This window comes from Streptomyces sp. M41(2017) (assembly GCF_002078175.1).
Lineage (GTDB): Bacteria > Actinomycetota > Actinomycetes > Streptomycetales > Streptomycetaceae > Streptomyces.
This window is the reverse complement of sequence record NZ_MWFK01000001.1, coordinates 3,359,804-3,385,356: the sequence shown is the minus strand read 5'-3', so window position 1 is coordinate 3,385,356 and position 25,553 is coordinate 3,359,804. Positions and strand designations below refer to the sequence as shown.

Annotated in this window: 23 protein-coding genes and 2 tRNA genes; 7 read left to right on the top strand and 18 right to left on the bottom strand. The window is 70.6% G+C overall.

The window, feature by feature from the left end; translation table 11 throughout:
* Positions 1-285: 285 nt before the first annotated feature.
* Positions 286-678, top strand: coding sequence for a CBS domain-containing protein (locus B0675_RS14975; RefSeq protein WP_081219319.1), 393 nt, complete (start codon positions 286-288; stop codon positions 676-678).
* A gap of 133 nt (positions 679-811) precedes the next feature.
* Here B0675_RS14975 and B0675_RS14970 read toward each other — a convergent pair whose 3' ends face one another.
* Positions 812-2,281 (bottom strand): catalase, encoded by a 1,470-nt coding sequence (locus B0675_RS14970; RefSeq protein ID WP_081219318.1) that lies wholly within the window; start codon positions 2,279-2,281, stop codon positions 812-814.
* A gap of 124 nt (positions 2,282-2,405) precedes the next feature.
* Here B0675_RS14970 and B0675_RS14965 point away from each other — a divergent pair, with 124 nt between their 5' ends.
* The gene (locus B0675_RS14965; protein ID WP_081219317.1) at positions 2,406-2,822 is read left to right on the top strand and encodes a Fur family transcriptional regulator; all 417 of its coding nucleotides are present in this window, start codon (positions 2,406-2,408) and stop codon (positions 2,820-2,822) included.
* Between the two features lie 209 nt (positions 2,823-3,031).
* On the opposite strand, the gene B0675_RS14960 is transcribed toward B0675_RS14965, so the two are convergent.
* From B0675_RS14960 to B0675_RS14945, 4 genes are all read right to left on the bottom strand, one after another.
* A tRNA-Met gene (locus B0675_RS14960) sits at positions 3,032-3,105 on the bottom strand.
* 242 nt (positions 3,106-3,347) lie between these two features.
* Entirely contained in the window at positions 3,348-5,198 is a 1,851-nt protein-coding gene (locus B0675_RS14955; RefSeq protein WP_081219316.1) for a tetratricopeptide repeat protein, read from the bottom strand.
* A gap of 229 nt (positions 5,199-5,427) precedes the next feature.
* A tRNA-Met gene (locus B0675_RS14950) sits at positions 5,428-5,501 on the bottom strand.
* Between the two features lie 52 nt (positions 5,502-5,553).
* Positions 5,554-8,532, bottom strand: coding sequence for a UPF0182 family protein (locus B0675_RS14945; protein ID WP_081219315.1), 2,979 nt, complete (start codon positions 8,530-8,532; stop codon positions 5,554-5,556).
* A 164-nt stretch (positions 8,533-8,696) separates the two neighbouring features.
* On the opposite strand from B0675_RS14945, the gene B0675_RS14940 reads away from it, so the two are divergent.
* On the top strand, positions 8,697-9,239 hold the full coding sequence (locus tag B0675_RS14940) for a PPA1309 family protein (RefSeq protein WP_081219314.1): 543 nt from the start codon (positions 8,697-8,699) through the stop codon (positions 9,237-9,239).
* A gap of 88 nt (positions 9,240-9,327) precedes the next feature.
* Here the strand turns inward: B0675_RS14940 and B0675_RS14935 are convergent, their stop codons facing one another.
* From B0675_RS14935 to B0675_RS14920, 4 genes are all read right to left on the bottom strand, one after another.
* A complete protein-coding gene (locus B0675_RS14935; RefSeq protein WP_081219313.1) occupies positions 9,328-10,425 on the bottom strand; it encodes a PDZ domain-containing protein in 1,098 nt (365 codons plus the stop codon).
* Positions 10,426-10,534: 109 nt separating this feature from the next.
* Positions 10,535-10,720, bottom strand: coding sequence for a hypothetical protein (locus B0675_RS14930; RefSeq protein ID WP_081219312.1), 186 nt, complete (start codon positions 10,718-10,720; stop codon positions 10,535-10,537).
* A gap of 128 nt (positions 10,721-10,848) precedes the next feature.
* A complete protein-coding gene (locus B0675_RS14925) occupies positions 10,849-11,310 on the bottom strand; it encodes a molybdenum cofactor biosynthesis protein MoaE (RefSeq protein WP_081219311.1) in 462 nt (153 codons plus the stop codon).
* A 171-nt stretch (positions 11,311-11,481) separates the two neighbouring features.
* Positions 11,482-12,597, bottom strand: a complete 1,116-nt coding sequence (locus tag B0675_RS14920) for an SDR family oxidoreductase (RefSeq protein ID WP_081219310.1) — start codon at positions 12,595-12,597, stop codon at positions 11,482-11,484.
* A gap of 191 nt (positions 12,598-12,788) precedes the next feature.
* On the opposite strand from B0675_RS14920, the gene B0675_RS14915 reads away from it, so the two are divergent.
* Both B0675_RS14915 and B0675_RS14910 read left to right on the top strand, forming a co-directional pair.
* On the top strand, positions 12,789-14,267 hold the full coding sequence (locus B0675_RS14915; RefSeq protein WP_081219309.1) for a zinc-dependent metalloprotease: 1,479 nt from the start codon (positions 12,789-12,791) through the stop codon (positions 14,265-14,267).
* A complete protein-coding gene (locus B0675_RS14910; protein ID WP_081219308.1) occupies positions 14,264-14,785 on the top strand; it encodes an NUDIX hydrolase in 522 nt (173 codons plus the stop codon). The genes B0675_RS14915 and B0675_RS14910 overlap by 4 nt, the downstream gene beginning before the upstream one ends.
* A 157-nt stretch (positions 14,786-14,942) precedes the next feature.
* Here B0675_RS14910 and B0675_RS14905 read toward each other — a convergent pair whose 3' ends face one another.
* The 4 genes from B0675_RS14905 to B0675_RS14890 all read right to left on the bottom strand — a co-directional run bounded on the left by B0675_RS14905 (position 14,943) and on the right by B0675_RS14890 (position 18,819).
* Positions 14,943-15,698 carry an AIM24 family protein gene (locus B0675_RS14905; protein WP_081219307.1) on the bottom strand — a complete coding sequence of 252 codons (756 nt, stop codon included), beginning with the start codon at positions 15,696-15,698 and terminating at the stop codon, positions 14,943-14,945.
* 16 nt (positions 15,699-15,714) lie between these two features.
* Positions 15,715-16,395 (bottom strand): AIM24 family protein, encoded by a 681-nt coding sequence (locus B0675_RS14900; protein WP_081219306.1) that lies wholly within the window; start codon positions 16,393-16,395, stop codon positions 15,715-15,717.
* A gap of 11 nt (positions 16,396-16,406) precedes the next feature.
* Complete coding sequence (locus tag B0675_RS14895; protein ID WP_081219305.1) at positions 16,407-18,062, bottom strand: TerD family protein; 1,656 nt, start codon at positions 18,060-18,062, stop codon at positions 16,407-16,409.
* A 145-nt stretch (positions 18,063-18,207) separates the two neighbouring features.
* Positions 18,208-18,819, bottom strand: coding sequence for a M48 family metallopeptidase (locus B0675_RS14890; RefSeq protein WP_081219304.1), 612 nt, complete (start codon positions 18,817-18,819; stop codon positions 18,208-18,210).
* Between the two features lie 216 nt (positions 18,820-19,035).
* Between B0675_RS14890 and B0675_RS14885 the strand changes: the two genes are divergently transcribed.
* On the top strand, positions 19,036-20,226 hold the full coding sequence (locus tag B0675_RS14885; protein WP_081219303.1) for a TOMM precursor leader peptide-binding protein: 1,191 nt from the start codon (positions 19,036-19,038) through the stop codon (positions 20,224-20,226).
* Positions 20,219-21,616 (top strand): AarF/UbiB family protein, encoded by a 1,398-nt coding sequence (locus B0675_RS14880; RefSeq protein ID WP_081219302.1) that lies wholly within the window; start codon positions 20,219-20,221, stop codon positions 21,614-21,616. The genes B0675_RS14885 and B0675_RS14880 overlap by 8 nt, the downstream gene beginning before the upstream one ends.
* Positions 21,617-21,626: 10 nt before the next feature.
* On the opposite strand, the gene B0675_RS14875 is transcribed toward B0675_RS14880, so the two are convergent.
* The 5 genes from B0675_RS14875 to B0675_RS14855 all read right to left on the bottom strand — a co-directional run bounded on the left by B0675_RS14875 (position 21,627) and on the right by B0675_RS14855 (position 25,521).
* Positions 21,627-21,851: a hypothetical protein gene (locus tag B0675_RS14875; RefSeq protein WP_081219301.1), complete on the bottom strand. Its 225-nt coding sequence runs from the start codon at positions 21,849-21,851 to the stop codon at positions 21,627-21,629.
* Between the two features lie 133 nt (positions 21,852-21,984).
* Positions 21,985-22,308 carry a hypothetical protein gene (locus B0675_RS14870; protein WP_081219300.1) on the bottom strand — a complete coding sequence of 108 codons (324 nt, stop codon included), beginning with the start codon at positions 22,306-22,308 and terminating at the stop codon, positions 21,985-21,987.
* Complete coding sequence (locus B0675_RS14865) at positions 22,305-22,673, bottom strand: WhiB family transcriptional regulator (RefSeq protein WP_081219299.1); 369 nt, start codon at positions 22,671-22,673, stop codon at positions 22,305-22,307. The genes B0675_RS14870 and B0675_RS14865 overlap by 4 nt, the downstream gene beginning before the upstream one ends.
* A gap of 170 nt (positions 22,674-22,843) precedes the next feature.
* Complete coding sequence (locus B0675_RS14860) at positions 22,844-23,170, bottom strand: hypothetical protein (RefSeq protein ID WP_081219298.1); 327 nt, start codon at positions 23,168-23,170, stop codon at positions 22,844-22,846.
* Positions 23,171-23,334: 164 nt separating this feature from the next.
* Positions 23,335-25,521 (bottom strand): ATP-dependent DNA helicase UvrD2, encoded by a 2,187-nt coding sequence (locus tag B0675_RS14855; protein WP_241539789.1) that lies wholly within the window; start codon positions 25,519-25,521, stop codon positions 23,335-23,337.
* Positions 25,522-25,553 lie beyond the last annotated feature (32 nt).

Here is a 25,553-nt window from a genome sequence, read left to right as displayed (position 1 = left end):
CGGCCGACACCGCGCCGCCGGGCGACCGGAGCCGCTCACCGGCCTCGACCTCACCCGCCGGTTCTTTACCCCGGCAAGAGACGCCGGGCGCGACTCCTGAGCAGCCGCGGTCGGTCCGGGACTGCTGAGTACTCCTCGGGCGCCCCCGAACTCGCCGCACGCGCCCTCTTGTTGACCCTCCCTTTAACTGCGACTCTGAGAGCTCCCCCACTTGTGAACTTGTGAACCGTTTCTCCAGTGTCAGACCCGGAGACCGTCGGTTCACCAAGGAGGTGGCTCCAGCCCATGCTCGTCCGCGACGCCATGAGCACGGTGGTCCTCACCATCGGCCCGACCCACACGCTCCGCCAGGCGGCCAGACTGATGTCGGCACGCCGTGTCGGGGCGGCGGTGGTCCTCGACGAGGACTCCTCCGGTCTCGGCATTCTCACCGAGCGCGACATCCTCAACTCACTCGCCCTGGGCCAGAATCCCGACACCGAGACCGCCTGCACCCACACCACCACCGACGTCGTCTTCGCCGCTTCCGGCTGGACCCTGGAGGAGGCCGCCTCGGCGATGGCGCACGGCGGCTTCCGGCATCTGATCGTCCTCGACGACGGCGGGCCGGTCGGCATCGTCTCGGTCCGCGACATCATCCGCTGCTGGGCTCCCGCACGGCAGCAGATCCCCGCCTGACCCGTACGGGACGTGCCCGCCCCGCCTGACCCGTGCGGGGTGGGCACGTCCCGTACGACGCGACACGAGCGGGCCGGAACTCCGGGACTCACCCCCGGGGTTCCGGCCCGCCGCCCATGGCAAGGACCGGCCGTCAGCCGCGGAGGGCCTGGACCGCGGCGTCCAGCCGCTTGCCGAAGTCACCGTCCGCCAGGCGGAAGTTGCGCACGGCCCGCTCGGCGATGTCGTCGCGGGAGACCTTGGCGATGAAGCCCGCCAGGTTCGCGATCAGCCGCTCCTTCTCGCCCTCGGACATCAGCCGGTAGAGGTCGCCCGCCTGCACGAAGTCGTCGTCCTCGGCGTGCGCCGGGGCCGCGCTGTTCCCGGTGCGCCCGTCGACCGGGACAGGCTGCCACAGCGGCTGGTCCGTCTGGACGGGGCCGCCGAAGCTGTTGGGCTCGTAGTTCTTCGCCCCGTCGTGACGGCCGTCGTACAGCGCGCCGTCGCGCGCGTGGGTGCGGGCCTCCGTGGCGTGCGGGCGGTTCACCGGCAGGTGGCCGGCGTTGATGCCGACGCGGTAGCGGTGCGCGTCCCCGTAGGCGAACAGCCGCCCCTGGAGCATCTTGTCGGGCGAGGGCCCGATACCCGGGACGAAGTGGGCCGGCGAGAAGACGCTCTGCTCGACCTCGGCGAACACGTTCTGCGGGTTGCGGTTCAGCTCCAGCCGGCCGATCTCGACGGGCGGGTAGTCCTCGTGCGGCCACACCTTGGTGAGGTCGAACGGGTTGAAGCGGTACGTCGCCGCCTCGGCCGCGGGCATGATCTGCACCTGCACGGTCCAGGACGGGAAGTCGCCGCGCTCGATGGCCTCGCGCAGGTCGCGCTGGTGCGAGTCGGGGTCCACGCCGGACAGACGGACCGCTTCCTCGGTCGTGAGGTTCCTGATGCCCTGATCGGTCTTGAAGTGGTACTTGACCCAGAAGACCTCGCCGGCCGCGTTGTTCCACTGGTAGGTGTGCGAGCCGTAGCCGTTCAGGTGGCGGTAGGAGGCGGGAATGCCGCGGTCTCCGAAGAGCCAGGTCACCTGGTGGGTGCTCTCCGGGCTCAGACCCCAGAAGTCCCACACGTTGTCGGCCTCCTGGGAGCCCGTGTACGGGTCGCGCTTCTGCGTGTGGATGAAGTCCGGGAACTTGACGGCGTCCTTGATGAAGAACACCGGGGTGTTGTTGCCGACGAGGTCGTAATTGCCCTCCTCGGTGTAGAACTTCAGCGCGAAGCCGCGGGGGTCGCGCACAGCGTCCGCCGAGCCGAGGTTTCCGGCCACGGTGGAGAAGCGCAGGAACGTCTCGGTCCGCTTGCCCACCTCGGAGAGGAACGCCGCCCGCGTCCACCGCGAGACGTCACGGGTCAGCGTGAACGTGCCGTACGCGCCGGCACCGCGCGCGTGGACGACGCGCTCCGGAATGCGCTCGCGGTTGAAGTGCGCGAGCTTCTCCAGCAGGAGCTGGTCCTGGACGAGAACGGGGCCGCCGGCACCCGCTGTCTCACTGTTCTGGTTGTCGGCGACCGGCGCTCCGGCCTCCGTCGTCAGCGGTCCCTGCGTCACGTGCGCCTCCAGCGTCATCCGGGCCGGTCCGACTCCCCAGCCTCTATCGATTCGATCCTACATTGGACTTTGTCCAAGTCGATTCACCTTCCAAAGTCACACCCATTCGGGATCTGGTTCACCTGCTGTTAGGCTGATCTGTATGAGTGACCTGTTGGAACGACTGCGCGGACGTGGCTGGCGGATGACATCGCAGCGGCGTGTCGTGGCCGAGGTGCTCGACGGCGACCACGTCCACCTGACGGCCGACGAGGTGCACGCCCGGGCCGTGGCCAAGCTGCCCGAGATCTCCCGGGCGACCGTCTACAACACGCTGGGTGAGCTGGTCTCCCTGGGCGAGGTGCTGGAGGTCGCCACCGACAAGCGCGCGAAGCGGTACGACCCGAACGCGCATCGCCCCCACCACCACCTGGTCTGCGCCCAGTGCGGCGCGATCCGTGACGTCCACCCGAGCGGCGACCCGCTCGGCGACCTCCCGGACACCGAGCGCTTCGGCTTCACGGTGTCGGGTGTCGAGATGACGTACCGCGGCGTCTGCCCGAACTGTGCGGCGGCGTAATACGGCCACCCGGAGCCACAGCCGTACGAAAGCCCCGGCACGCCTGGCGTGCCGGGGCTTTCGGCCGTCCATCGGTCAGCCGTCGACGAGACCTCCGCCACCGGAGAACGCCGCGCGGGTCGAACAGGTCGCCCTTCGCGCGCCGGTCGCACGGGGCGCGAAAACACCGAGGGCCGGAACCCTTTCGGATTCCGGCCCTCGGCCTTCAGTAGCGGGGACAGGATTTGAACCTGCGACCTCTGGGTTATGAGCCCAGCGAGCTACCGAGCTGCTCCACCCCGCGTCGATGAAATGAACAGTACGTCACCGTTGTGGACCAGTGCAAATCACTTGTCCGGAGGGCGGCGAAGGCCGGGCGCCGCAGCGGAACAGGGCGCTCGGGGACCGGCACCGCGCTGGCCTCACCCCTCGGCCGGGCAGACTGCTGCGGCGTCACAGGGGCCGTCACAGCTCCCGTCGCAGCTCCCCTCCGGAACCGACGAGGGAGCTGCGACGGACCGCGCGTGCGCTCTCGGGCGCGCCGCCTCAGGCCGACAGTTCCTCCCGCAGCGCGTCCCGCAGCCGGGCCGCGCGCTCGGCGACCTCGGCAGGACCCAGGGACACCGCGCGGTCGGCCCAGCGCTGACCCTCGGCGAGTTCCCCGCGGCGCGCGTACACGAGCGCCAGCCGGAGCGCTGCCCGGCCGTGACCGGCGTCGGCCGCCCGGGTCCACCACAGCGCCGCCTCCGGCTCGCTGCCCTCGCGGGCCAGCAGCAGCCCGAGGTTGAACGCGCCGTTGCGCGAGCCCGCCTCCGCGGCCTCGCGGTACCAGCGGGCCGCCTCCACCACGTCACCGCGCGCCGCGGCCAGCATCCCGACCCGCACCTGGGCCCGCCGGTGCCCCTGGGACGCGGCCCGCTCGTACCACTCCTCGCACTCGCTCTTCTCCTGCGTGGGCTCGCCCAGTTCGTGCGCGGGCGCAGGCGGCCGGCGGGCGTCGAGCACGGCGGCGAGCCGGTACGCGGCTTCGGCGCTGCCCCCTCCGGCCGCACTGCGCAGATGCCGCTCGGCCGCCCGCTCGTCGCCCTCCCGCAGCCGCGCGATGGCGACCTGGAGCGCGGCCTCCGTGTGTCCGGCCGCGGCCGCCCGCTCGTACCACCGCAGGGCGGCGGCGTCGTCGCTGTCGGTCGCGCGTCCGGCGTGCAGGATGCCGAGGTTGAACGCGGCGTCCACGCTGCCGGCCTCCGCGGCCTTGGAGAACCAGGGCTCCGCCCCGGCCGCGTCGCCGACCTGGAGCAGCAGGATCGCCAGCGCGTTGGCGGCCTCGCGGTGACCGGCGTAGGCGGCCCGCCGGTACCACTGTTCGGCCTGCGCGGTCCGGCCCTGCTCCACGCAGAGCAGCGCGAGGTTGTACGCGCCGTTCACGTCGCCCGCGTCCATCGCGGCGCGGTACCAGCGCTCGGCGGTCTGCGTCTCCCCGCGCTCGGCGTGCAGGGCACCCAGCGCGTTGGCGGCGTTGCCGTCGCCGTCCTGGGCGGCCCGGAGCCACCACACGGCGGCGCTCTCGGTGTCCCCGGCGTCGCGCAGCAGGAATCCGAGGGCGCAGGCGGCCCGCGCCTCGCCGTCCTTCGCGGACGTCAGGTACCAGCGCCCGGCCTCCTTGAGGTGGCCCCGCTTCTCCAGGATGGCGCCGAGATGCAAAGCGGCACGGCGGTGGCCGCGCGCAGCGGCCTGCCGGTACCACTGCTCGGCGTCCTCGCCCGCAGCGCCGATGACACCGTTGTCCGCCACGGCCTGGCCCGATTCCAGGGCCTTGCGGTCGAGCGAGCGCGCCAGCCGGTAGGCGGCCTCGCGGTGCCCGCGCTCCGCGGCGGATCGCATCCACTGCTCGGCGCCCACGTCACTGCGGTGCTCCAGGAGGTCGGCGAGCGCGTACGCCCCCAGTGCGTGGCCCTGTTCGGCGGACTGGCGCAGCCAGTACTCGGCGGCCGGCTCGTCACCGCGCTCGCGGTGGTGCCGGCCGAGTGCGTGTGCCGCGGCCGCGCTGCCCGCGACGGCGGCGATCCGCCACCATCCGGCGGCCTCGTCGGCGTACCCGCGCTGATGCAGGAGGACACCCAGGTTGTTGGCCGCGGCCCGGTCGCCCGCGGCGGTCGCCGCGCGCAACTGGGGCTCGGCCGCGTCGAGATCACCCCGGCGCAGCAGCATGGCCCCGAGGACGCTCATCGCCTCGACGTCGCCGGCCTGTGCCGCCGACCACTGGCGCGCCTCCTCGGCGGCCTCACCGGTTTCGTCCCGGTCGGAAGGCTGCGTGAGATCCGCAGGCTGCTCAAAGTCGGCAGGCTGCGCAAACCGCCCTGTATCCAACAGAGTTGCCTTGTCCCCCATAACGTCCATCGTCGCACCACCTGCAACCTGGGTACACCTGGTATACCGCAGCCAGTGAGGTCACTTCAGCGTTTTGTCGACATGCCCACAGAGAGACAAGTGAAACACAGATCCCTCAACTCCCCACGTACGGCGCAGCACTTCCTGGGAGTCGGCAGGTCACCGCGTGCGCCTCGGCGTGGCGTCACACACGCCGAAGGCCCGGATCCATGAACTGGATCCGGGCCTTCGACTTCAGTAGCGGGGACAGGATTTGAACCTGCGACCTCTGGGTTATGAGCCCAGCGAGCTACCGAGCTGCTCCACCCCGCGCCGTTGTGTTGCAACCGTACCACGGCGCGGAGTGGGCCCCTGACCAGCTACTTCAGGAGCTCTTGTCGCTGCTCGGACTGCTGCTGGGGCCGCCGCTCGGACTGCTCTTCTTGTCGGCGTTCTTGTCGGAGCCCTTGTCCGTGCTCTTGTCGGAGCCGGAGCCGCCGCTGCCGGCCTTGTCCGCCTTGTTCTGCGCGTCCTCGGCCTTCTTCAGCGCGTCCTCCAGATCCTTCTGCGCCTCCCCGTACGCCTGCCAGTCGCCCTTCTTGAGGGCTTCCTGGCCCTGGTCGAAGGCCTTCTGGGCGTCGTCCAGAGCGGCCTGCACCGTCGGGTTGCTCGACGTCGGCGGTTTCGTGGGGTTCTCGTCCGGTGGTGGCTGGGTCGAACTCTCGGCCCCGAAGACCTTGTTGAGCGCCTGGTCCAGCGTGCTCTCGAAGGCCGTGCTGCCTCCGTAGGTGACCAACACCTTGCGCAGCAGCGGGTACTTGAGGTCGCCACCGCGGACGTACACGGGTTCCACGTACAGGAGTCCGCCGTCGAGGGGCACCGTCAGGAGGTTGCCGTACTCCACCTTGGAATCGCCGCGTTCGAGAAGGCTGATGGACTCGGCGATGGACGGTTCGGAGTTGAACTGGCTCTGCACCCGTTTCGGTCCGTCGACGGTTTTGCCCGTCGGCAGTTTCAGGATGCTGATCTTGCCGTAGTCCGGTGTGCCCGCCTCGGCGTCGACGGACATGAACGCGGCGAGGTTGTCCCGGCCGTTCGGTGTCATCGTCGTCGTGAGCGAGAACGCCTGTGACGTCTCCCCCGGCAGCTTCATGCTGAGGTAGTACGGCGGCACGGCACTGCCCGAGTTGTTGCTCGGGTCGTCCGGGACCTGCCACACCTCACTGCCGCTGAGGAACGTCTGCGCGTCCTTCACGTGGTAGCGGGTGAGCAGTTCGCGCTGGACCTTGAACAGGTCCTGCGGGTACCGCAGATGGGCCATCAGGTCCGGCGAGATCGAGTCCTTCGCCTTCACCGTGTTCGGGAACGCCTTCATCCAGGTCTTCAGGACCGGGTCCTTGGTGTCCCACTGGTAGAGCTTGACCTCGCCGGTGTACGCGTCGACGGTCGCCTTCACCGAGTTGCGGATGTAGTTGACCTGGTTCTGCTGGGCCACCACCGCCCGCTGGTTGTTGGCCGCCGTCAGCGAGTCCGCCGTGGTGTCGCCGAGGGTGGTGCGGGAGGCGTACGGATAGCCGTTGGTCGTGGTGTACGCGTCGACGATCCACTGGATCTTGTGGTTGACGATGGCCGGGTAGGCGTCGCCGTCGATGGTGAGCCAGGGGGCCACCGCCTCGACGCGCTCCTTGGGCGTGCGGTTGTAGAGGATCCGGGAACCCTCACCGATCGCGCCCGAGTAGAGGATCTGCGGCTCGCCGAACGCCACCGCGTACGCGGCGCGGTTGACCGGGCTGGAGAGGCTGATGCCGCTCTTGCCCTTGTAGCTGGTGGTCTTCTCACCGCTGTCGTCGGAGTAGTCGATCTCCTTCTGGGGACCGCCGACGATCGAGTACTGGGTGGTCTTCTCGCCGTAGTAGATCTGCTGCTGGTACTCGCCGAGGTCACCCCTCGACGGCAGGTTGTACTCGGTGAAGACCGGCCGGCCCTCGCTGTCGGCCGTGGTGCCCTTGGCCGCGACCGCGCCGTACCCGTGGGTGTAGCGGAAGTGGTCGTTGATCCAGTTGCTCTTCGGGATGCCCGCGAGGTTCAGCTCGCGGAGACCGATGACGGTGTCCTGGTCCTTGCCGTCCTTGCTGTAGCGGTCGACGTCCAGGTTCGACGGGAAGCCGTAGTAGTTCCGCACCTGCTGGAGCTGCTGGAACGTGGGCGACACGACGTTCGGGTCCATGAGCCGGATGCTCGCCGCCGTGTCGGCGTCGTCCCGGAGCTTGGCCTTGTCCTTGGTGTCGCTCGATCCCGGGTAGTCCTTCACGTCGGTGCCGTCGATCCCGTACGCCTCGCGGGTCGCCTTGAGGTTCTTCTCGACGTACGGCGCTTCCTTGGCCTGCTCGTTCGGCTGGACCTGGAACTTCTGCACGATCGCCGGGTACAGCCCGCCGATGAGGATCGCCGACAGCACCATCAGGCCGAAGCCGATGACCGGCAGCTGCCAGGTGCGCCGCCACAGGGTGGCGAAGAAGAGCAGCGCGCAGATGACGGCGATGCAGAACAGGATCGTCTTGGCCGGCAGATAGGCGTTCGCGTCGACGTACCGCAGGCCCGTCCAGTTGCCCGTCGCCTTGAAGTCGCTCGACTTCACCGCGAGGCCGTACCGGTCGAGCCAGTAGGCGACCGCCTTCAGGGCCACGAAGATGCCGAGGAGCACCGAGAGGTGCCCGGTCGCCGCGGCCGTGGCGCGCGCGCCCGGGCTGGTGACCCGCAGGCCGCCGTACAGGTAGTGCGTGAGCGCGGCGGCGATCAGGGAGAGCACGGCGGCGGCGAAGCCGAAGCCGAGCAGGAAGCGGTACCAGGGCAGGTCGAAGGCGTAGAACGAGACGTCGAGGTGGAACTGGGGGTCCTTCTGGTGGAAGGGCACTCCGTTCACCCACATCAGCCACGTGCGCCACTGGCCCGAGGCGGACGCGCCGGCGATCAGTCCCACCACGGAGACGATGCCGACCAGCAGCCACCGCTTGTAGGGCGCGATGCCCATGCGGTAGCGGTCGAGGCTCTGCTGCTCCATCGACATGGCGCTCAGCGGCGGACGAAGCCGGTGGGCCAGCCAGATGTTGAAGCCGACCGCGGCCGCCATGAGCAGGCCGAAGACGAAGAAGAGCCCGATCTTGGTCCACAGGGTGGTGGTGAAGACCGACGAGTAGTGAACCGATCTGTACCAGAGCCAGTCCGTCCAGAACCCCGCGAACATGACGAAGGCCATGGCCAGGACGGCCAGGACGCCCAGTGTCATGAGCAGGGTCCGGACACGCCGGGACGGCCGGCCCACTCTCATCCGTGGCCCCGTCGGGCCTCCGCCGCGGTCCGGCATCTGGAAAGCCAAGGTGCGCACCTCGAAGTCGCTGTTGATCCGTCAGGCCCCCCGACTTGGAGAGCCGTCCGTAAGGCTCCGTGATCGAGGAGCCTCATCTATGCAACTTACTCACGCTTTACTCGGTTCCCGTTTCCGGGTACGAACGAGGCAGGATTGTGACCATGTCCAACACTCCCATGGCAGCGAGCCCCCTCACCCGGGCCGTACTCGAGATCGACGAGTACGCATCCGGCCTCGGCTGGGACCAGCCCGCCCGTCTCTTCGCCCTCGTAGACACCGCTCGGCTACGGACCCAGGAACCCGGCCTCGCCCGCCAGCTCGGCCTGGAGGACGAGCAGGCGACCACCGGTCTCACCCCCGTCGAGCAGGACGAGATCCCTGCCGGCAAGCCGCTCGACGAGTTCCTCGGCACCATCGCCTGGCCCGACGCCGTGGTGGGCTGCGCGCTCACCGTGGAACGGCTGATGCTGCCGCCGTCCGCCGAGGCGTCCGTACCGGAAGGCCTCAGCGGCAAGAAGCTCACCCAGTGGGTCGCCGCGCACCCGGACCGGCAGGAGGTCCGCATGACGGTCGGCGTGCTGCGCGACGGAACCCGCGACTCCGCCCTGCGGCTGCGGGAGAAGGACGCGTCGACGGAGGTCCTCACGGGCGCGGGCCTGGTGCCGGGCCTCGCGGACGCGCTGTCCGCGACGTTCGCCGACTGATCCGCACAGCACGACGGAGAGGGGGCGCCCGGATGTTCCGGGCGCCCCCTCTCCGTCGTGGCGCTGTCGTACGGGCGGACCGTGTCCGTCAGCCCTTGGTGGTGCACTTCGGCAGGCCGGAGGTCCGGCCCGCGCTGATGTCCTTCAGGGCGTTCATCGCGTCGTCGATGGTGCTGACCTTGACGAGCGTGAGCCCGCTCGGGGTGTCCTTGGCCGCGGCGGCGCAGTTGTCCTTCGGCGTCAGGAAGTACTGGGCGCCCTTGTCGCGCGCGCCGACTGTCTTCAACTCGATGCCACCGATGGGGCCGACCTTGCCGTCGTCCTCGATGGTGCCGGTGCCGGCCACGAACTTGCCACCGGTGAGGTTCCCCGGGGTGAGTTTGTCCACGATGCCGAGGGCGAACATCAGGCCGGCGCTCGGGCCGCCGACGTCGGCGAGCTTGATGTCGATGGTGAAGGGGTACGTGTGGTCGGTCCCGGCCGAGATCCCGACGATGGCACGGTCGCTGCCCTTGTCGTCGGACCTGGCCGTGGTGATCGTCACGTTCTTGGTGGCGGTCGCCGTCGTGTGCTCCTTCTCGGCGGCGGCCTGCTCCTTGGCGGGCACGATCGTGAACACGACCTTGTCACCGGGCTTGTGCTTGGTGACGAGCTTCGCGACGTCGTCGGGCGCCTTGACCACGGTGCCGTCGACGGACTTGATGACGTCACCGGCGTGCAGCCGGCCCTCCGCCGGGGAGCCCTTGAGGACGGTGGAGACGATCACCCAGGACTTCACCGGGATGCCCAGCTCCTTGAGGGCCGCCACCTTGGCGCTCTCCTGGGACTGGCTGAACTCCTCGGCGTTCTCCTGCGTCGACTGCTGCTCGGTCTTGCCGTCCGGGTACAGCGTGTCGTGCGGCACGACCTTGTTGTCGTGGGCCAGCCAGCCGTAGACGGCCTCGACGAGGTTCATGTTGTAGTCGGCGCTCGTCACCCGGACTGTGGTCATGTTGAGGTGACCGGTCGTCGGGTACGTCTTGCGCCCGGAGATCTGCAGCACCGGCTCGCCGTCGTGATCGCCCAGCGTGTTCACCGTGGGACCCGGTGACATCTCCGCGTAGGGCACTTTGATGAACACTCCCGCGCACAGGAGCGCGATCAGGATCAGAGTGGAGGCGAGCATCGTCGCGGTGCGGCGTGGCATGGAACGACAGTACGGGACAGTCCTGTCGGCGCACCGTCGGGGCCGTCCGTACGGGGTGCCGTCGGGGGCCGTTCGCCGGGCCCGCCGCAGCCGCGGTGGCCCAGGGGTCTCAGAGCACGTCGGAGGGTGACTTCTCCTCGGCGTCCGACCGCTCCATGGCCTCACGGAAGCGTGTGTATCCAGCGAGCTCCACGCCGTCTCCCGCGGCCTTGCGATTCCGGCCGGCCCAACTGCCCCAGACTCCGGCACCGATCGCGGCCATAAGCGGAATCAGCAACCAGGCAAGCGCCGCCATGTCGACCTCCCAACCCCATGAGCGACCGCAACTGACTGATCAGCAGATTAACCATCCGCAGGGTTAACGCTCACGGCAGGGCCCCGGTTACGCAACCGGAGGATCGGTCATGCGACCGGAGGTGCGGATCAGCAGGCGCCGACCCACTCCTGCGAACCGTCGGAGAACGTCTGGTGCTTCCAGATCGGCACCTCGTGCTTGAGGTCGTCGATGAGCTTCCGGCAGGCCTCGAACGCCTCGCTCCGGTGCGGACACGCGACGGCGACCACGACCGCGAGGTCCCCGATCCGCAGATCGCCCACCCGGTGGACGGCGGCCAGCGCCCGCACCGGATAGTCGGCGACGACCTTCTCGGCGACCCGTCGCATCTCCGCCTCGGCGCTGGGGTGACCGGAGTACCCCAGCGCGTCCACGTCGGCACCCCCGTCGTGGTTCCGCACCGTCCCCACGAAGAGCGCCGTCCCCCCGGCTGCGTCGTCCCCGACGGCGCGGAAGACCTCGTCCAGGGAGAGCGGCTCGTCGCGGATCGCCAGCAGACGGATCGGGTCCTGCGCGCCCTGCTCGCCGGGGTGGTCATTGGTAGGTGCCATGACTCCATCGTGCCGCACCCCGCCGACAGGGCGGAATAGACCTTTCACCCGGCACGCACGCGTGCCGGGTTGGAGCCTCCTACAGTCCGGGCCCGCCGGGCGCCCGCCGCTCAGGCCGCGCTCACCGTGCGCACGGGCCCCCGGGGGCCGGGGGCCGCGACACGCCCGGGCTCAGATCCGGCGTCGAGCCTTTCGCGCCCGGCGGACGACGGCCGCCGCGCCGAGCAGAGCGACCGTCGCGCCCGCAGCGCCCGCCGCGGTCGCGTCCTTGCGGCCCAGCCGGCGCCCGGCCACGGTGTGCCGCCCGGCGACCTCCTCCAGCAGCTCGGCGAGGACCTCCTCGTTGGTCCACCGGGGCCGCCACCCGGCATCGTGCAGCCGGCTCCCGCTCACCACCCAGGGGTACATCGTGTAGGCCAGGTCGCCCGCGGGCGACGGGGTGAGCCCGATCCGGTGGAGCCGGGCGGCGGCGCCCAGCGCGACCGCGGACGGCAGCTCCATCCGCCGGATCCCGCTCAGCTCCTCCACCTCCTCCTGCTCCAGCCAGCCGTCGCACCCGACGGCCAGCTCGCCCTCCACCTTCTCGACGACCGCGTACTCCAGGGCACTGCACAGGTCCTCGATGTGGCAGAACTGCCAGGCGGGCCGGGACCCTGCCACGACCAACAGGCGCGGCGACTCGAAGTACCTGGTCAGCGCGGTGTCGGTGCCGCCCCCGACCAGCACTCCGGGCCGCACGACCGTCACGTTCAGACCAGGGTGCGCGCGGGGCGCGCGACGGGCCAGCCGCTCGATCTCCAGGAGGTCGCCCACGCCCGTGGCCTCGGCGGTCGCCCGCAGTTCGGAGTCCTCGGCGAGCGGCAGTTCGTTGTCGGGCAGCGCGCCGTAGACCATCGCCGACGTGCACAGGACGACCCGGTGGACACCGGCCGCCGCGGCGGCGGTGAGGACGGTCTGCGTCCCCCGGACGTTGTAGGCCGTGCGGGCCGCCGCGTCCGTCTCCAGGTCGAGGTCGAGGGCCAGGTGCACCACGACGTCCGCGCCGCGCAGCTTCTCGGCGATCGCCGGGTCCCGCACGTCCAGGATGTGCCACTGCGCGTCGGCGCACTCGCCGCGCCGCTCGTCGATGGCGACGACCTGCTTGATCTCCTCACTGGCTGCCAGCCGCTCGGTGAGCATCGCGCCCACGCCTGCCGCGGCGCCGGTGACCGCGACGACGGGGCCGCGCGCGGCCGGGCTGGTTGAGCGGTTTCGCGCTGCGCGAACCTGTGGATCTGGGGAACTCACCGGGCGTCTCCAGCGGTTGTCTTCAGTAACGGACGCGCGTGACGCGCCCCTACCAGGTGGCATCCATCCTGCCGCAGGCGACGAGTCGGCGAAGCACCGAGGCCCGATCGGGTTCTGGTGTCTACGCTGGGTGGTGTTGTGGGCAGCCGCCGTCGGAACGAACCCGGCGGCCTTACCAGCCGAGGAATCCCGTGAGTGACACCCCATTCGGATTCGGCCTTCCGCCGGAGGAGCCGGAGAACGGCGACGAGGGCAAGAAGAAGGACCAGCAGGGCGGCGGTGGCCAGGGACCTTTCGGTTTCGGGCCCGGAGCCGGTGGTCCAGGAGGCGATAATCCCCTCGCAGCCATGTTCGGGTCGATGAACCCCAATGATCTCGGCGCCGCGTTCCAGCAGCTGGGCCAGATGCTCTCGTACGAGGGCGGTCCGGTGAACTGGGACATGGCCAAGCAGATCGCCCGTCAGACGGTCTCCCAGGGCACTTCTGACGGCACCAAGGACGCGAGCGTCGGTCCGGCCGAGCGGCTCGCCGTCGAGGAGGCGGTGCGTCTGGCCGACCTGTGGCTCGACGACGCGACGTCGCTGCCGTCCGGCGCGGGCTCCGCGCTGGCCTGGAGCCGCGCGGAGTGGGTCGAGGCGACCCTTCCCGTGTGGAAGGAGCTGGTCGACCCGGTCGCCGAGCGTGTCGGCGCGGCCATGGGCGACGTCCTGCCCGAGGAGATGCAGGCCATGGCGGGCCCGCTCATCGGCATGATGCGCTCCATGGGCGGCGCCATGTTCGGCACGCAGATCGGGCAGGCCGTGGGTGTCCTCGCGGGCGAGGTCGTCGGCTCCACCGACATCGGCCTGCCGCTCGGTCCGGTCGGCAAGGCCGCGCTGCTCCCGCTGAACATCGCCTCCTTCGGCAAGGACCTGAGCGTCCCCCAGGAGGAGGTGCGGCTCTATCTCGCGCTGCGCGAGGCCGCCCACCAGCGCCTCTTCGCGCACGTGCCGTGGCTGCGCTCGCACCTGTTCGGCGCCGTCGAGGGCTACGCGCGCGGGATCAAGGTCGACACCGCGAAGCTGGAGGACGTGGTCGGCCAGTTCGACCCGCAGAACCCGGAAGAGCTGCAGCAGGCGCTCCAGCAGGGCATGTTCCAGCCGGAGGACACGCCCGAGCAGAAGGCCGCGCTGGCCCGCCTGGAGACGGCGCTCGCACTGGTCGAGGGCTGGGTCGACGCGGTCGTGCACGCGGCCGCCAAGCCGCGCCTGTCCTCGGCCGACGCGCTGCGCGAGACGCTGCGCCGCCGCCGTGCCACGGGCGGTCCCGCCGAACAGACCTTCGCCACCCTGATCGGCCTGGAGCTGCGTCCGCGCCGGCTTCGGGACGCCTCGCGCCTGTGGGCCTCGCTCACCGACGCGCGGGGTGTGGACGGCCGGGACGGCCTGTGGGCCCACCCGGACATGCTGCCGACGGCGTCGGACCTGGACGACCCGGACGGCTTCGTGCACCGCGAGCACATGGACTTCTCCGAGCTCGACAAGATGCTGGGCGAGGCCGCGAGCGGCTCGGCCGGCAAGCCGGATCTGACGAAGGACACCTCGTCGGAGCCTGCCGACGCCGAGGACGACGAGTCCAAGGGCGCCAAGGGCGACGAAAAGGGTGAGGCAAAGGGCGACGGCACCGAGTGAGCCTGCACGACGACGCGGTCCTCGTGCTGAAGAGCCACGAGGGCCAGGAAGAGCTGCGCCAGGTCTATCTGGACCACCTGTCCGAGCACCCGGACGGCACGTGGAAGTCCTGCCACGCCGGGCACATCACGGCGAGCGCCCTGGTGGTGGACCCCGAGCGGGGCCGCGTTCTGCTGACGCTGCACCGCAAGCTCCGCATGTGGCTGCAGATGGGCGGTCACTGCGAGCCGGGCGACGCGACGCTGGCCGCCGCCGCCCTGCGTGAGGCGACCGAGGAGTCGGGCATCCAGGGGCTGACCCTGGCGCCGGGCGGTCCCGTGACGCTGGACCGGCACGCCATCCCGGCGCCGTGCCACTGGCATCTGGACGTGCAGTACGTCGCCCTGGCGCCGTCCGACGCGGTCGAGGCGATCAGCGACGAGTCCCTCGATCTGCGCTGGTTCGCTTACGACGAGGTCTCCGGGGTGGCCGACGCGTCGGTCGTCCGGCTCCTGGAGGCGGCCCGCGCCCGGCTGTGAACCGACGTGCCCGACGCGTCCGTCCGGGCGACCAGGGTTCTGCGGGACGGACGCACGCGCGTCGCCGAACGGCGTAAGGGGCGACCACCTGAGTGGTCGCCCCTTACGCCGTTCGTCGTGATCCGGTGGCGCCGGTCCGAGCCGGACCGTCGCGCGGTCAGCTCCAGGCGTTGCCCTGGTTCTGCGCGTGGACACCCTGCTGGCCCATGCCGTACTGGGCGCGCAGCCCCTGTCCGATCGCCGCGTTCTGCGGCGGGAGCAGTTCGCTGGGCTGCACCAGCGCGTACCCGTTGCCCATGAAGCTGAGCTCCCAGCCCTCACCGGTGTTGCCGCGGCGCCGCCAGACGCCGGAGGAGTGGGTCTGGGCCTGCATCTGGACGCGCAGGCTCGTGGACCACGCGACGATCGCGTCGGCGTCGCAGTTCACGTAGCGGTCCGGGGTGACCTGCATCATCAGGGGCATCCCGGAGGTCATCAGCGCGACCTTGCCGCGCCCCGTGATGTTGAGCTGGTACTTCCCGGAGCCGGAGATGCCGTACTGGCTGTCCACGGCGATGACCTCGTGGTGGAGCGCGGAGTCCATCGCCAGCACGTAGCTGCTGTCGACGGTGAGGCCGTCCTGGTCCACGTCGACGACGTGGACGTGCTGCGCGAGGTTGGCGAAGTAGACGGTGCCCTGCCCGTGGCAGCGCATCAGGTCGAGTCCCTCACCGGTGTGGGCACGCGCGCGGTGCTGGCCGCCTGTCTGGTACTCGGCGTCGAACTCGACGAGTCCCTGGTAGGCGACCATGGTGCCCTTGCGGGCGAGGATGTCGTCGTGCCCCTCCAGGACGACGCGGAGCATCTGCGAGTTCTGCAGGCTGTAGCGGTCCTGGGTCTGCTGGTCGTTGTAGCCGAAGATCGGGCTCTGCATGGTGTCCTGTTCCCCCTCAGCCCCGGACTCGGAGGCGGTCGGTGCTGTCCTCGCTGGGCTGCACGACGACGATGCCGGTACCGGAGAACGCCATCTGGTAGGCCTCGCCGCTGCCGCGGCCGATCAGCGACTGCGCCTTGAAGCTGCGCTTGCCCTTCACCTTGAGGTTCGGGGACCACGCGACGAGCGCGTCAGGGTCGACGTACGTCTCGTCCTCACCGCCGCCGCAGTCGACGACGATGGGCTTGCCCCGGGAGGTCAGCGCGACCCAGCCCTGGCCGGAGATCTTGGTGTTCCACAGACCCTGTCCGGCGAACTTGGCGAGCCCCTTCACCCGCTCCACGCCCCAGGTGAGCTGCGTGTCGAAGGCGAGGAGGTTGGTCGCGTTGACGGAGATCGCGTCACCGTTGAGGTTGATGACGACGACGTCCGCCCCGTAGTCGGCCAGGTAGAGCAGGCCGTCGCCGGAGCACTTCATGAGGGGCGCGCCCTCGCCGGTCATCCAGTCGCGTGCGATCTGGCGTACGGCGGGCGGGTTGGGCTCGTACTGGACGAACCCTTCGTAGGCGACCATCGAGCCCACGCGCGCGTAGAGGTCGTTTCCGGTCTGCATGGCGACCTTCAGCATGTGGCTGCCGTGGTTCTCCATGCGCGCGGTGACGGGCGCGGGGGCGAAGCCCGCGAATGGCTGGTTCATGACGGGCTCCCTCAGACCTCGTACGGCTGGACGACGACGAAACTGCCGGGCGCGGCGCGGAACTGGAGGTTCACGCTCTCGCCCGTGTCGCCGGGGTAGGCGTTCCGGCGCATCCGTACCTGGCTGGAGACGATCACCTGGGCGGCGGCGGACCAGGCGACGACGGCGTTGCAGTCGGCGAACGTCGTGGGCGTCACCGGCAGGACGACGGGCGCGCCGTGCGTCTTGACGACGATGGTGCCCGTTCCCTGGAACTGCATCGTGAAGAGCGCGCCGCCGGGGATGCCGTGCCCCTCGATGCGACGGACCTCGTACTGCAGGGACTCGTCGAAGGCGAGGACGTTCTCCGCGGAGACGCAGATCGCGTCGCCCTGGAGCTCGATCGGGTGCACGTGGGTGGCGTTCTCGGCGAAGAACACCTGGCCCTGGCCGGTGCAGCGCATCAGCTGCATCTCCTGGCCGGTCGCGTTGCCCACGAGCCGGCCGGCGAATCCGGCGCCCTTGTAGCTGAAGTCGACCTTGCCCTGGTACAGCACCATGCTGCCCTGGCGGGCGAGTACGGGCTGACCGCCGACGCCGAGGTCGACACGGATGAGCTTCTTGTTCTGCGGCGTCCAGCGCTGGCCGGTCGGGGTCTCCTTGAAGACACCGAGCGCGGCGGCGACACCGGCTCCGGCCTGCGGAGTTCCCTGGGGAACGCCGTAGGACGAAGGCGCGCCGGGCTGGCCCGGGACCTGCCCGTACTGCGGCTGCTGCCCGTAGCCGGGCGGTGCCGACGGAGGCTGCTGGCCGTATCCGGGAGGTGCGGTGGGTGCCTGCTGCCCGTAGCCCGGAGGCATCGGCGCCGCCTGGCCGGGCGGCTGCTGGCCGTAGCCCGGCGGCGGGCCGGGCGGACCGGGAGGGCCGGGGGGCTGCGCGTACGGCGCGGGTCCCGGCGGCGGCACGGTGGCGCCGCCCGGCGGGGTGTGCAGCGGCGCCACGATGGTGGGCGCGCCGTGCACCGAGGGCGTGGGAGCCGGGGCCTGCGGAGCGGCGCCGGGCGGCGGCGCGAAACCCTGGGCCGGAGCCGGTGCCCCGAAGGCGGGCGGTGCGAAGGACGGCGCGGCGCCGGACGGCTGCTGCTGCGGGGCGGGCTCGTCCTCGGCGACCTCGCCGCCGAAGTTCTTCAGCAGCGCGTCGAGACCGCCGTCGAAGCCCTGTCCGACGGCGGCGAACCGCCAGACGTCCTTCAGGTAGAAGTCGCCCAGCATCACGGCGCGCTCGGTGGAGAACTCGGCGCCGCTGAACGCGTACCGAGCGACTTCCTCGCCGCCCGCGACGATGCGCAGGTAGCCGGGGGCGATCTGCGACATCTGTCCGGCGCCGTCGATCGTCGCCGTGAAGGACAGCTTCTGGATCTGCGCCGGGATCCGGTCGAGGGTGACCCGGAAGGACTCGGTGTCACCCGACTGGGCGCCGAGCAGCTGGATGGACTCCTCGGGGGACTTCGGCTGGTTGAAGAAGACGAAGTACCGGTCGTCGGACAGCTGTTCGTGGGCGTCGAGCCCGAAGCAACTGATGTCGAAGGTCAGCCCGGGGCCGGTGATCTGCACGCCCACGTACAGATCGGTGCCCGCGGTGAGGTCAGTGATCTTGGCCTTGTGGCCGCGTTGGAATTCCCTGGCCATGCGTAACGACCGTCCCCCATCCCGAATACAAGTGCGTCGCGTCAGGCTAACGGCAAAATCTTGGGCTGGACTCAGCCGGTACAGACCCGGTACACAATCGCTCCCGCTCCGGGGTGCCGTCGGGCTCCATCGAGGACGGACGGCCCTACGACGGACGGCCCTCCTCGTCGCCCGAGGCCGGCATCCGGGGCAGCCGGTCCGCCGCGACGACTCCTTCGAGGTAGCCGCGGGCCCGCTCGGTGCGCGGATAGGCCTCCAGGAGACGCCAGAAGCGCGGCCCGTGACCGGGAACGAGCAGGTGGGCGAGCTCGTGCAGCAGGACGTAGTCGACGACGTACTCGGGCATGCCCTGGAGCCGGTGGGACAGCCGGATACTGCCCTCGGAGGGGGTGCACGAGCCCCAGCGGGTGTTCTGGTTGGTGACCCAGCGGACCGACGAGGGCCGCGCGCGGCCTTCGAAGTACTGCGCCGACAGCCGCTCGGCCCGTTCGGACAGCTCGGTGTCGCCGAGCACCCGTTTGCTCTCCTGGGCGGCCAGCTTGTCGAGCATGACGGTCACCCAGCGTTGCTCCTCCGCCTCGGACATGCGGGCGGGGATGAGCACGACGGTGCGATCGCCCTCGCGGTACGCGGAAACCGTTCGGCGCCGTCGGGCGCTCCTGCGGACCTCGATCGCGCTCGCCCCCGAACCGCTCGGCGGCGGGCTCGTCGTGCTGCGCTGTGGTTTTGCGGCGCGGTGCAGTGGGTCGGCGGGCACGCCCCGACGTTACCCGCTGCGCATGGGGGAAGTCCCGTCCCCGGGACGGTTCGGTGCCGATCCGCACCCCCCATGTTCGATTTGTACGACGAACGATGCCGCCTGTGGACAACTTTCGGCGGGCTCCGGACGGGCCGGGCATGCTGGCATCCGGTCCGCGCTGCGGGAGCACCCGGCGGACATTCGGGGACGTACTACGGTCTACGGGGGTAGGTCATGCATCCGATCGTGAAGCCCGCGCTGCGGCGCGCCTGGCGGGATCTCAACACGGTGCAGTTCGGCATGGCGCCGGCGCACGCGATGGTGCTGGGCCCCATGGACACGGCGACCGGCAGCTTCCTCGATCTGCTCGACGGGACACGCGGGATGCCGCTGCTGCGCGAGCAGGGACGCGAGATGGGCCTGCCGGACGGCCACGTCGACGGTCTGGTGGACCGGCTGGCCCGTTCGGGTCTGCTGGACGACGCGACCGGAGGCGGCCCGGCCGGAGCCGCGCTGCGGGAGAAGAAGGAGGTCATGGAGCGGATGCGGCCCGATCTCGCCTCGCTCTCCCTCGTCGCTCCCGGGCCGGGCGGGGCCGTGGAGCGCCTCGCCGCCCGTCGCGCTCTGCGTGTCCAGGTGCGCGGCGCCGGCCGGGTCGGAGTCGTCCTGGCCGCGCTGCTCGCCGGCGCCGGTGTGGGCGAGGTCGAGGTGCGTGACCTGGGCCGGGTCGAGCCGGGGGACGTCACGCCGGGCGGCCTGCCCGTGGAGGCGATCGGCGAGCGCCGTCAGGACGCCGCCCGGCGGGTGATGCGGCGGGCGGCCCCGGACCGCGCGCCCCGGTCGTCGTCCAAGGAGCGGGAGGGAGAGGCGGCCCGCGGACTGTCCCTGGTGATCCTCGCGCCCCGGGACGGCCTCTCCGTGCACGCACCCGACCCGGTGTCGGCCGAGCCCCTGATCACCGCGGGGACACCTCATCTGTATGTCGGGGTGGTCGAGGCGACCGGAGTCGTGGGCCCGCTGGTCCTGCCCGGTGACACCGGCTGCGCCGGGTGTCTGGACCATGTGCGGACCGACCGGGATCCGACCTGGCCGAGACTGGTGGCGCAATGGCGCTCCGGGCGGCAGCGCCGGGTGCCCGCGTGCGATCTGGCCCTGGCCGCGGCCGTCGCCGGGCTGGCGGCGAGCCATGCGCTCGCCTTTCTGGACGGAGACGCGCCCTCCGCCGCCGGAGTGCGCTGGGAGGCGTCTCTGCCGGGCTGCGACTGGCATGCGAAGCCTGTCTGGCCCCATCCCGGCTGCCCCTGCGGAGCCGCTGAGAAAACAAAAGGGGAGCGGGCCTCCGAGGACGAGGAGTCGCACGCGACAATGGCAGGGCAACAGTCGCACGCGGCAGGGCTTGCTGGGACCTGGAGGGCGCATGTCTGATCTTCCCCGGAAGGCAGTGACCCGTACTGCCAAACTCGCCGCGCTGCCGCTCGGCTTCGCCGGGCGCGCGACCTGGGGACTCGGAAAGCGCATCGGCGGGGCGTCCGCGGAGCTCGTGGGCCGCGAGCTCCAGCAGCGCACGGCCGAGCAGCTCTTCAAGGTCCTCGGGGAGCTCAAGGGCGGCGCGATGAAGTTCGGGCAGGCGCTGTCCGTCTTCGAGTCGGCACTGCCCGAGGAGGTGGCGGGCCCGTACCGGGCGGCGCTGACGAAACTCCAGGAGGCGGCGCCCCCGATGCCGACGCGCACGGTCCACTCCGTACTGGAGGAGCGGCTCGGCGCGGACTGGGGCGAGCTGTTCCTGGAGTTCGAGGACAAGCCCTCCGCGGCGGCCTCGATCGGTCAGGTGCACCGGGCCGTGTGGCACGACGGGCGCGAGGTCGCCGTCAAGGTGCAGTATCCGGGGGCCGGAGACGCCCTGCTCTCCGATCTGACCCAGCTCAGCCGGTTCGCCCGGCTGCTCGGGCCGCTGATCCCCGGCATGGACATCAAGCCGCTCATCGCGGAGCTGCGCGACCGGGTCTCCGAGGAGCTCGACTACGGCCTGGAGGCGCAGGCCCAGGAGGCGCACGCGGAGGAATTCGCGGACGATCCGGACGTGCTGGTGCCCGCGGTGGTCCATCAGTGCGAGCAGGTTCTGGTGACCGAGTGGATCGACGGTGTCCCGCTGTCGGAGGTGATCAACGACGGCACGGAGGAGCAGCGCGACCGCGCCGGCCAGTTGCTGGCCCGCTTCCTCTTCTCCGGTCCCGCCCGCACCGGACTGCTGCACGCCGACCCGCATCCGGGCAATTTCCGTCTGCTGCCGGACGAGGAGAGTGGCTGGCGTCTGGGTGTCCTGGACTTCGGCACGGTGGACCGGCTCCCGGGTGGTCTGCCGCAGACGATCGGGGACTCCCTGCGGATGACGCTGGACGGCGACGCCGAGGGGGTCTATGAACTCCTCCGCGAGGAAGGCTTCGTCAAGGAGTCGATAGACCTCGACCCGGACGCGGTCCTGGACTATCTCGTGCCGATCATCGAACCGGCGCAGGTGGACGCGTTCACCTTCACCCGCGGCTGGATGCGCAGCCAGGCCGCCCGGATCGCCGATCCGCGCTCCCCCGCCCACCAGTTGGGCCGGCAGCTGAACCTGCCGCCGTCCTACCTCCTCATACACCGCGTGACACTCAGCACGATCGGCGTCCTGTGTCAGCTCGGCGCGACGGTCCGGCTGCGCGACGAACTGGAGGAGTGGCTGCCGGGATTCGTACCGGTGGAGGACGACGCGGAGGACGCGGAATACGCGGCCGTCGAGGAACCGGAGGAGACGTTGCCGGCCGCGGAAGCCTGAGCCGGCCGGGCTACCACCAGGCGGAGTCGAGGCGGCCCTCGATCGCTCTGAGGTTGCTGCGCGAGCAGGCGTCGCAGAAGTAGTGGCGGGTGCCGTTCTCGACGGAGCAGGTCCACGTGGGCCGGGGGCCGTCGGCCCGGGCACCGCAGCGGGCGCACGCGATCTGCCGGTCACCGCCCGCGTCGGAGCGCGGCGCCGGACCCGTGCTGTCACTGTCCCCGGGAAGACTCGTCACTCGGCGACGATATCCCCGCGGTCCGCGGATCGTCCCGCACAACGCACCGCGGGGGCCGGTCCGACCGGACCGGCCCCCGCGGGGATGTGGATGTGCCTGCAACTGCTGCGGTTGTCAGAGCGACCGGGGTCGACTACTGCATGACCGCCATGGCCAGCGCGCGGCGGGCGCGCAGCGAAGCGCGCTCGGCCCGGCGCTGCATGCGGCGAGCGGTCGCCAGGCGCACGGCCCGGCGTTCCTGCTCAGCCTGGTGCAGTTGCTCGTGCATATGCGCACGAGCCAGGGCTTCTGGGATGAGTTGCATCTCTCGGGTCCTGTTCTGACGCGAGTCGTTCGCGCCGTGAGAAGTGAAGTCTGGTGTCGCGGAGCCGGCGGGCTCGCTCGGGGACGGCTTCATCGGGGCCTGTTTCTTGGGGTCGTTCGTCAGGGGGCGGTCGATCGTTCCTCGGATGTTCATGCCGCGACCGGGTTCTTGCGCGGGCGGCCACGCGGCCGCTTGCGGGCCACGACAACACCCTGGACGAAGAGCTCGCCACCCCAGACGCCCCAGGGCTCACGCCGCTCCTTGGCGCCGGCGAGGCAGGCCTCCATCAGCGGGCAGGTACGGCAGAGCGACTTGGCGTACTCGACATCGGCCGGGGACTCGGCGAAGAAGACCTCCGGGTCGTACGAGCGGCAGGGGACGGGTACGCCGAGGTTCTCGATGGCGTCGTCGAGCGCGGTGAGCGCAGTGAGCGGGATCAAGGTGGAGTCCTCCGTGGAGCCGGGCGGGGGGATCGTTTCGGAAGGCGGTACGGACGGGGCGTGCGCTTCGAGTTGCACGGTTGGTTTTCCTCGTCTGGTCGTGCCGGCCGGGTCGGCCGGTTGGCGGCTGGTACCGGGTTCTCATGTCCCGAGGCCCCTTCGCTCTGTCGTCCCTGGTCGGGGACAAACAGAAGGGCCGCGGATCCCGGGTGGGGTTCCGCGGCCCTGAAGGCGCCGGCCTGATCGAATCAGGCTGGATCACTCCAGGGTTCAGGCCCACGGAAGGCCCACATCGTGTGCTGCTGCTGCGTCTGCTTCAGGGATCCGGCACCGGCCGCCGCAAAGGCATAGGCATGCGCCTCTGCCACTACTGCCGCTTCCAGTGCCTGCGTCGGTCGCTCATTGCGCTCCCGGACGGGAAGGACCGCGAGAGACACGGAGGACGCCGGACGGACGGCACGAATGCCGGACAGACCGGTGCCCAGGTTGGAGACGCCGAGCGAGCAGGTGGAGACGACGGTCGAGGGATCGGTCATTTTCACGGTCCTGATGAAGCTGGTGTTGATGCTGATCACTGGAATCGCCTCCTCTCGGCGTCTTGGGGGATCGGCGTGAGCCGACCCGACGGTTATTAAGTACAGCACGGAACCAGTGCCTCGGAGAAGGCCGCTGCTGCCGTGGTTAAGAACCTATGGGGATTGCTGGGGCATGCGCAAACTATTTTTTCGACGAGTTTGAATCAGTCGCTCTCACGCTCTTCGTCGACCTCGCGACCTGCGCAGATGGCCAGAACTTCGGCCCCGAAGCGGTTGAGCTTCCGCACGCCGACGCCGGGGATCCGGGCGAGCTCTCCCGCGTCGTCCGGCACGGTCTCGGCGATCGCCATCAGCGTCTTGTCGGTGAAGACGCAGAACGCCGGCTGCCCGCTGCGCTCCGCCTGCACGGCACGCCACTCCCGCAGCCGCTCGTAGAGGCCCTCGTCCATGTCGGAGGGGCAGCCCTCACAGCGCATCAGCTTCATCTCACCGGCGTCGGTGAGCGTCCGCCCGCAGACCCGGCAGCGCGCGGGGGTCCGGCTTCTGCGCCCCACGGCGGTGGCGACGCCGCCACGGACGCCGCGCTCGATGCCTCCGGCCCCGCCGCCGCCCCGTCCTGCCGTGCCCACGGAGCCGGGACGCAGGCCGTCCAGGAACCGGCTGGGGCGACGGCCCGCACGGCCGCCGGGTGAGCGTGCCAGCGCCCAGGAGACGAAGAGGTGCTCACGGGCCCGGGTGACACCCACGTACAGGAGGCGGCGTTCTTCCTCGACCTGCTCGTCGGTCTTTGCATAGGTGATCGGCATCATGCCCTCCGCCACACCGACCAGGAACACGACGTCCCACTCCAGTCCCTTGGCGGAGTGCAGGGAGGCGAGCGTGACGCCCTGAACGGTCGGGGCGTGCTGGGCGTTCGCCCGTTCGTCGAGCTCGGCCACCAGGTCGGCGAGGGTCGCGCCGGCCTTGGCGAAGTCCTGCGCGAGGTTCACCAGGGCGGCCAGTGACTCCCAGCGCTCTCTGACCGCGCCGGAGCCGGCGGGGGGCCGGGTCGTCCAGCCTTCGCCGGAGAGCACCGCCCGCACCTGGGAGGGCAGGTCGTCCGCGTCGTCGAGCAGTGCGTCGTTGCCGCCGAAACGGGCGGCTGCGCGCAGGGCCGATCCCGCTTTGCGCACTTCGGGGCGGTCGAAGAACCGCTCGGCGCCTCGCAGCTGGTACGGGACTCCGGCGTCGGCGAGCGCCTGTTCGTAGGTCTCGGACTGGGAGTTCGTCCGGAACAGGACGGCGATCTCGGCGGCGGGGACGCCGGAGGCGATGAGGTCGCGGATGCGGCGGGCGGCGCCCTCGGCCTCCGCGGGCTCGTCCGTGTACTCGGCGTAGACGGGCTCGGCGCCGGACGGTCGCTGGGAGATCAGTTCGAGGCGGTGCTCGGCGGCCCGGCCGTGGGCCTGGGAGAGCAGGCCGTTGGCGAGATGGACGACCTGGGGCGAGGAGCGGTAGTCGCGGACCAGCTTGACGACGGTGGCTCCGGGATGGCGGGTGCGGAAGTCGAGCAGGTGGTCAGGAGTTGCACCGGTGAACGAGTAGATCGTCTGGCTGGCGTCGCCGACCACGCAGAGGCTGTCCCGCTCGCCGAGCCACAGCTCCAGGAGCCGCTGCTGGAGCGGGCTGACGTCCTGGTACTCGTCGACGACGAAGTGCTGGTACTGGGAGCGGACCTGTTCTGCGATGTCGTGCCGGTCCTGCAGGACGGCGACCGTCAGCAGCAGGACGTCCTCGAAGTCGATGACGGCGCGGTCGCGCTTCAGGTCCTCGTACGCGGAGTAGATCTGGGCGATCTCGGCCGGGTCCCTGGGGGCTTCGCGGCCGATCTTGGCGGCGGCCGCGGCGTAGTCGGCGGGGATGGTCTGGGTGACCTTGGACCACTCGATCTCGCCCGTGACGTCCCGCAGTTCTCCCCGGTCGAGGCGGATGCGGCAGGCGGCGGCCGCGTCCGCGACGAGCTGGATCTTGCGGTCCACGAGCCGGGGCAGGCTGCCGCCGACCGCCTTCGGCCAGAAGTACTGGAGCTGGCGCAGCGCGGCGGAGTGGAAGGTCCTCGCCTGCACTCCCCCGGCACCGAGTTGGCGCAGCCGTCCGCGCATCTCGCCGGCGGCCCGGTTGGTGAAGGTGACGGCGAGCACGCTGGAGGGCTGGAGGATCCCGGCGCGCACTCCGTAGGCGATGCGGTGGGTGATCGCCCGGGTCTTGCCGGTGCCGGCGCCCGCCAGGACGCACACCGGACCGTGCAGGGCGGTGGCGACCTCGCGCTGCTCGGGGTCGAGCCCGTCGAGCACCGCGTCGGCCGTGTCCGGAACCTGCGGGAAGAGGGTGGAGTGCGTTGCTGCTGTCACCCCGCCATGCTGCCAGGTCCACAGAGACGGGT

Coding starts and splice junctions, on each gene's coding strand:
- B0675_RS14975 (WP_081219319.1), top strand. CDS start 286: ATGCTCGTCCGCGACGCCATGAGCACGGTGGTCCTCACCATCGGCCCG.
- B0675_RS14970 (WP_081219318.1), bottom strand. CDS start 2,281: ATGACGCTGGAGGCGCACGTGACGCAGGGACCGCTGACGACGGAGGCC.
- B0675_RS14965 (WP_081219317.1), top strand. CDS start 2,406: ATGAGTGACCTGTTGGAACGACTGCGCGGACGTGGCTGGCGGATGACA.
- B0675_RS14955 (WP_081219316.1), bottom strand. CDS start 5,198: ATGGACGTTATGGGGGACAAGGCAACTCTGTTGGATACAGGGCGGTTT.
- B0675_RS14945 (WP_081219315.1), bottom strand. CDS start 8,532: ATGCCGGACCGCGGCGGAGGCCCGACGGGGCCACGGATGAGAGTGGGC.
- B0675_RS14940 (WP_081219314.1), top strand. CDS start 8,697: ATGTCCAACACTCCCATGGCAGCGAGCCCCCTCACCCGGGCCGTACTC.
- B0675_RS14935 (WP_081219313.1), bottom strand. CDS start 10,425: ATGCCACGCCGCACCGCGACGATGCTCGCCTCCACTCTGATCCTGATC.
- B0675_RS14930 (WP_081219312.1), bottom strand. CDS start 10,720: ATGGCGGCGCTTGCCTGGTTGCTGATTCCGCTTATGGCCGCGATCGGT.
- B0675_RS14925 (WP_081219311.1), bottom strand. CDS start 11,310: ATGGCACCTACCAATGACCACCCCGGCGAGCAGGGCGCGCAGGACCCG.
- B0675_RS14905 (WP_081219307.1), bottom strand. CDS start 15,698: ATGCAGAGCCCGATCTTCGGCTACAACGACCAGCAGACCCAGGACCGC.
- B0675_RS14900 (WP_081219306.1), bottom strand. CDS start 16,395: ATGAACCAGCCATTCGCGGGCTTCGCCCCCGCGCCCGTCACCGCGCGC.
- B0675_RS14895 (WP_081219305.1), bottom strand. CDS start 18,062: ATGGCCAGGGAATTCCAACGCGGCCACAAGGCCAAGATCACTGACCTC.
- B0675_RS14885 (WP_081219303.1), top strand. CDS start 19,036: ATGCATCCGATCGTGAAGCCCGCGCTGCGGCGCGCCTGGCGGGATCTC.
- B0675_RS14880 (WP_081219302.1), top strand. CDS start 20,219: ATGTCTGATCTTCCCCGGAAGGCAGTGACCCGTACTGCCAAACTCGCC.
- B0675_RS14870 (WP_081219300.1), bottom strand. CDS start 22,308: ATGAACATCCGAGGAACGATCGACCGCCCCCTGACGAACGACCCCAAG.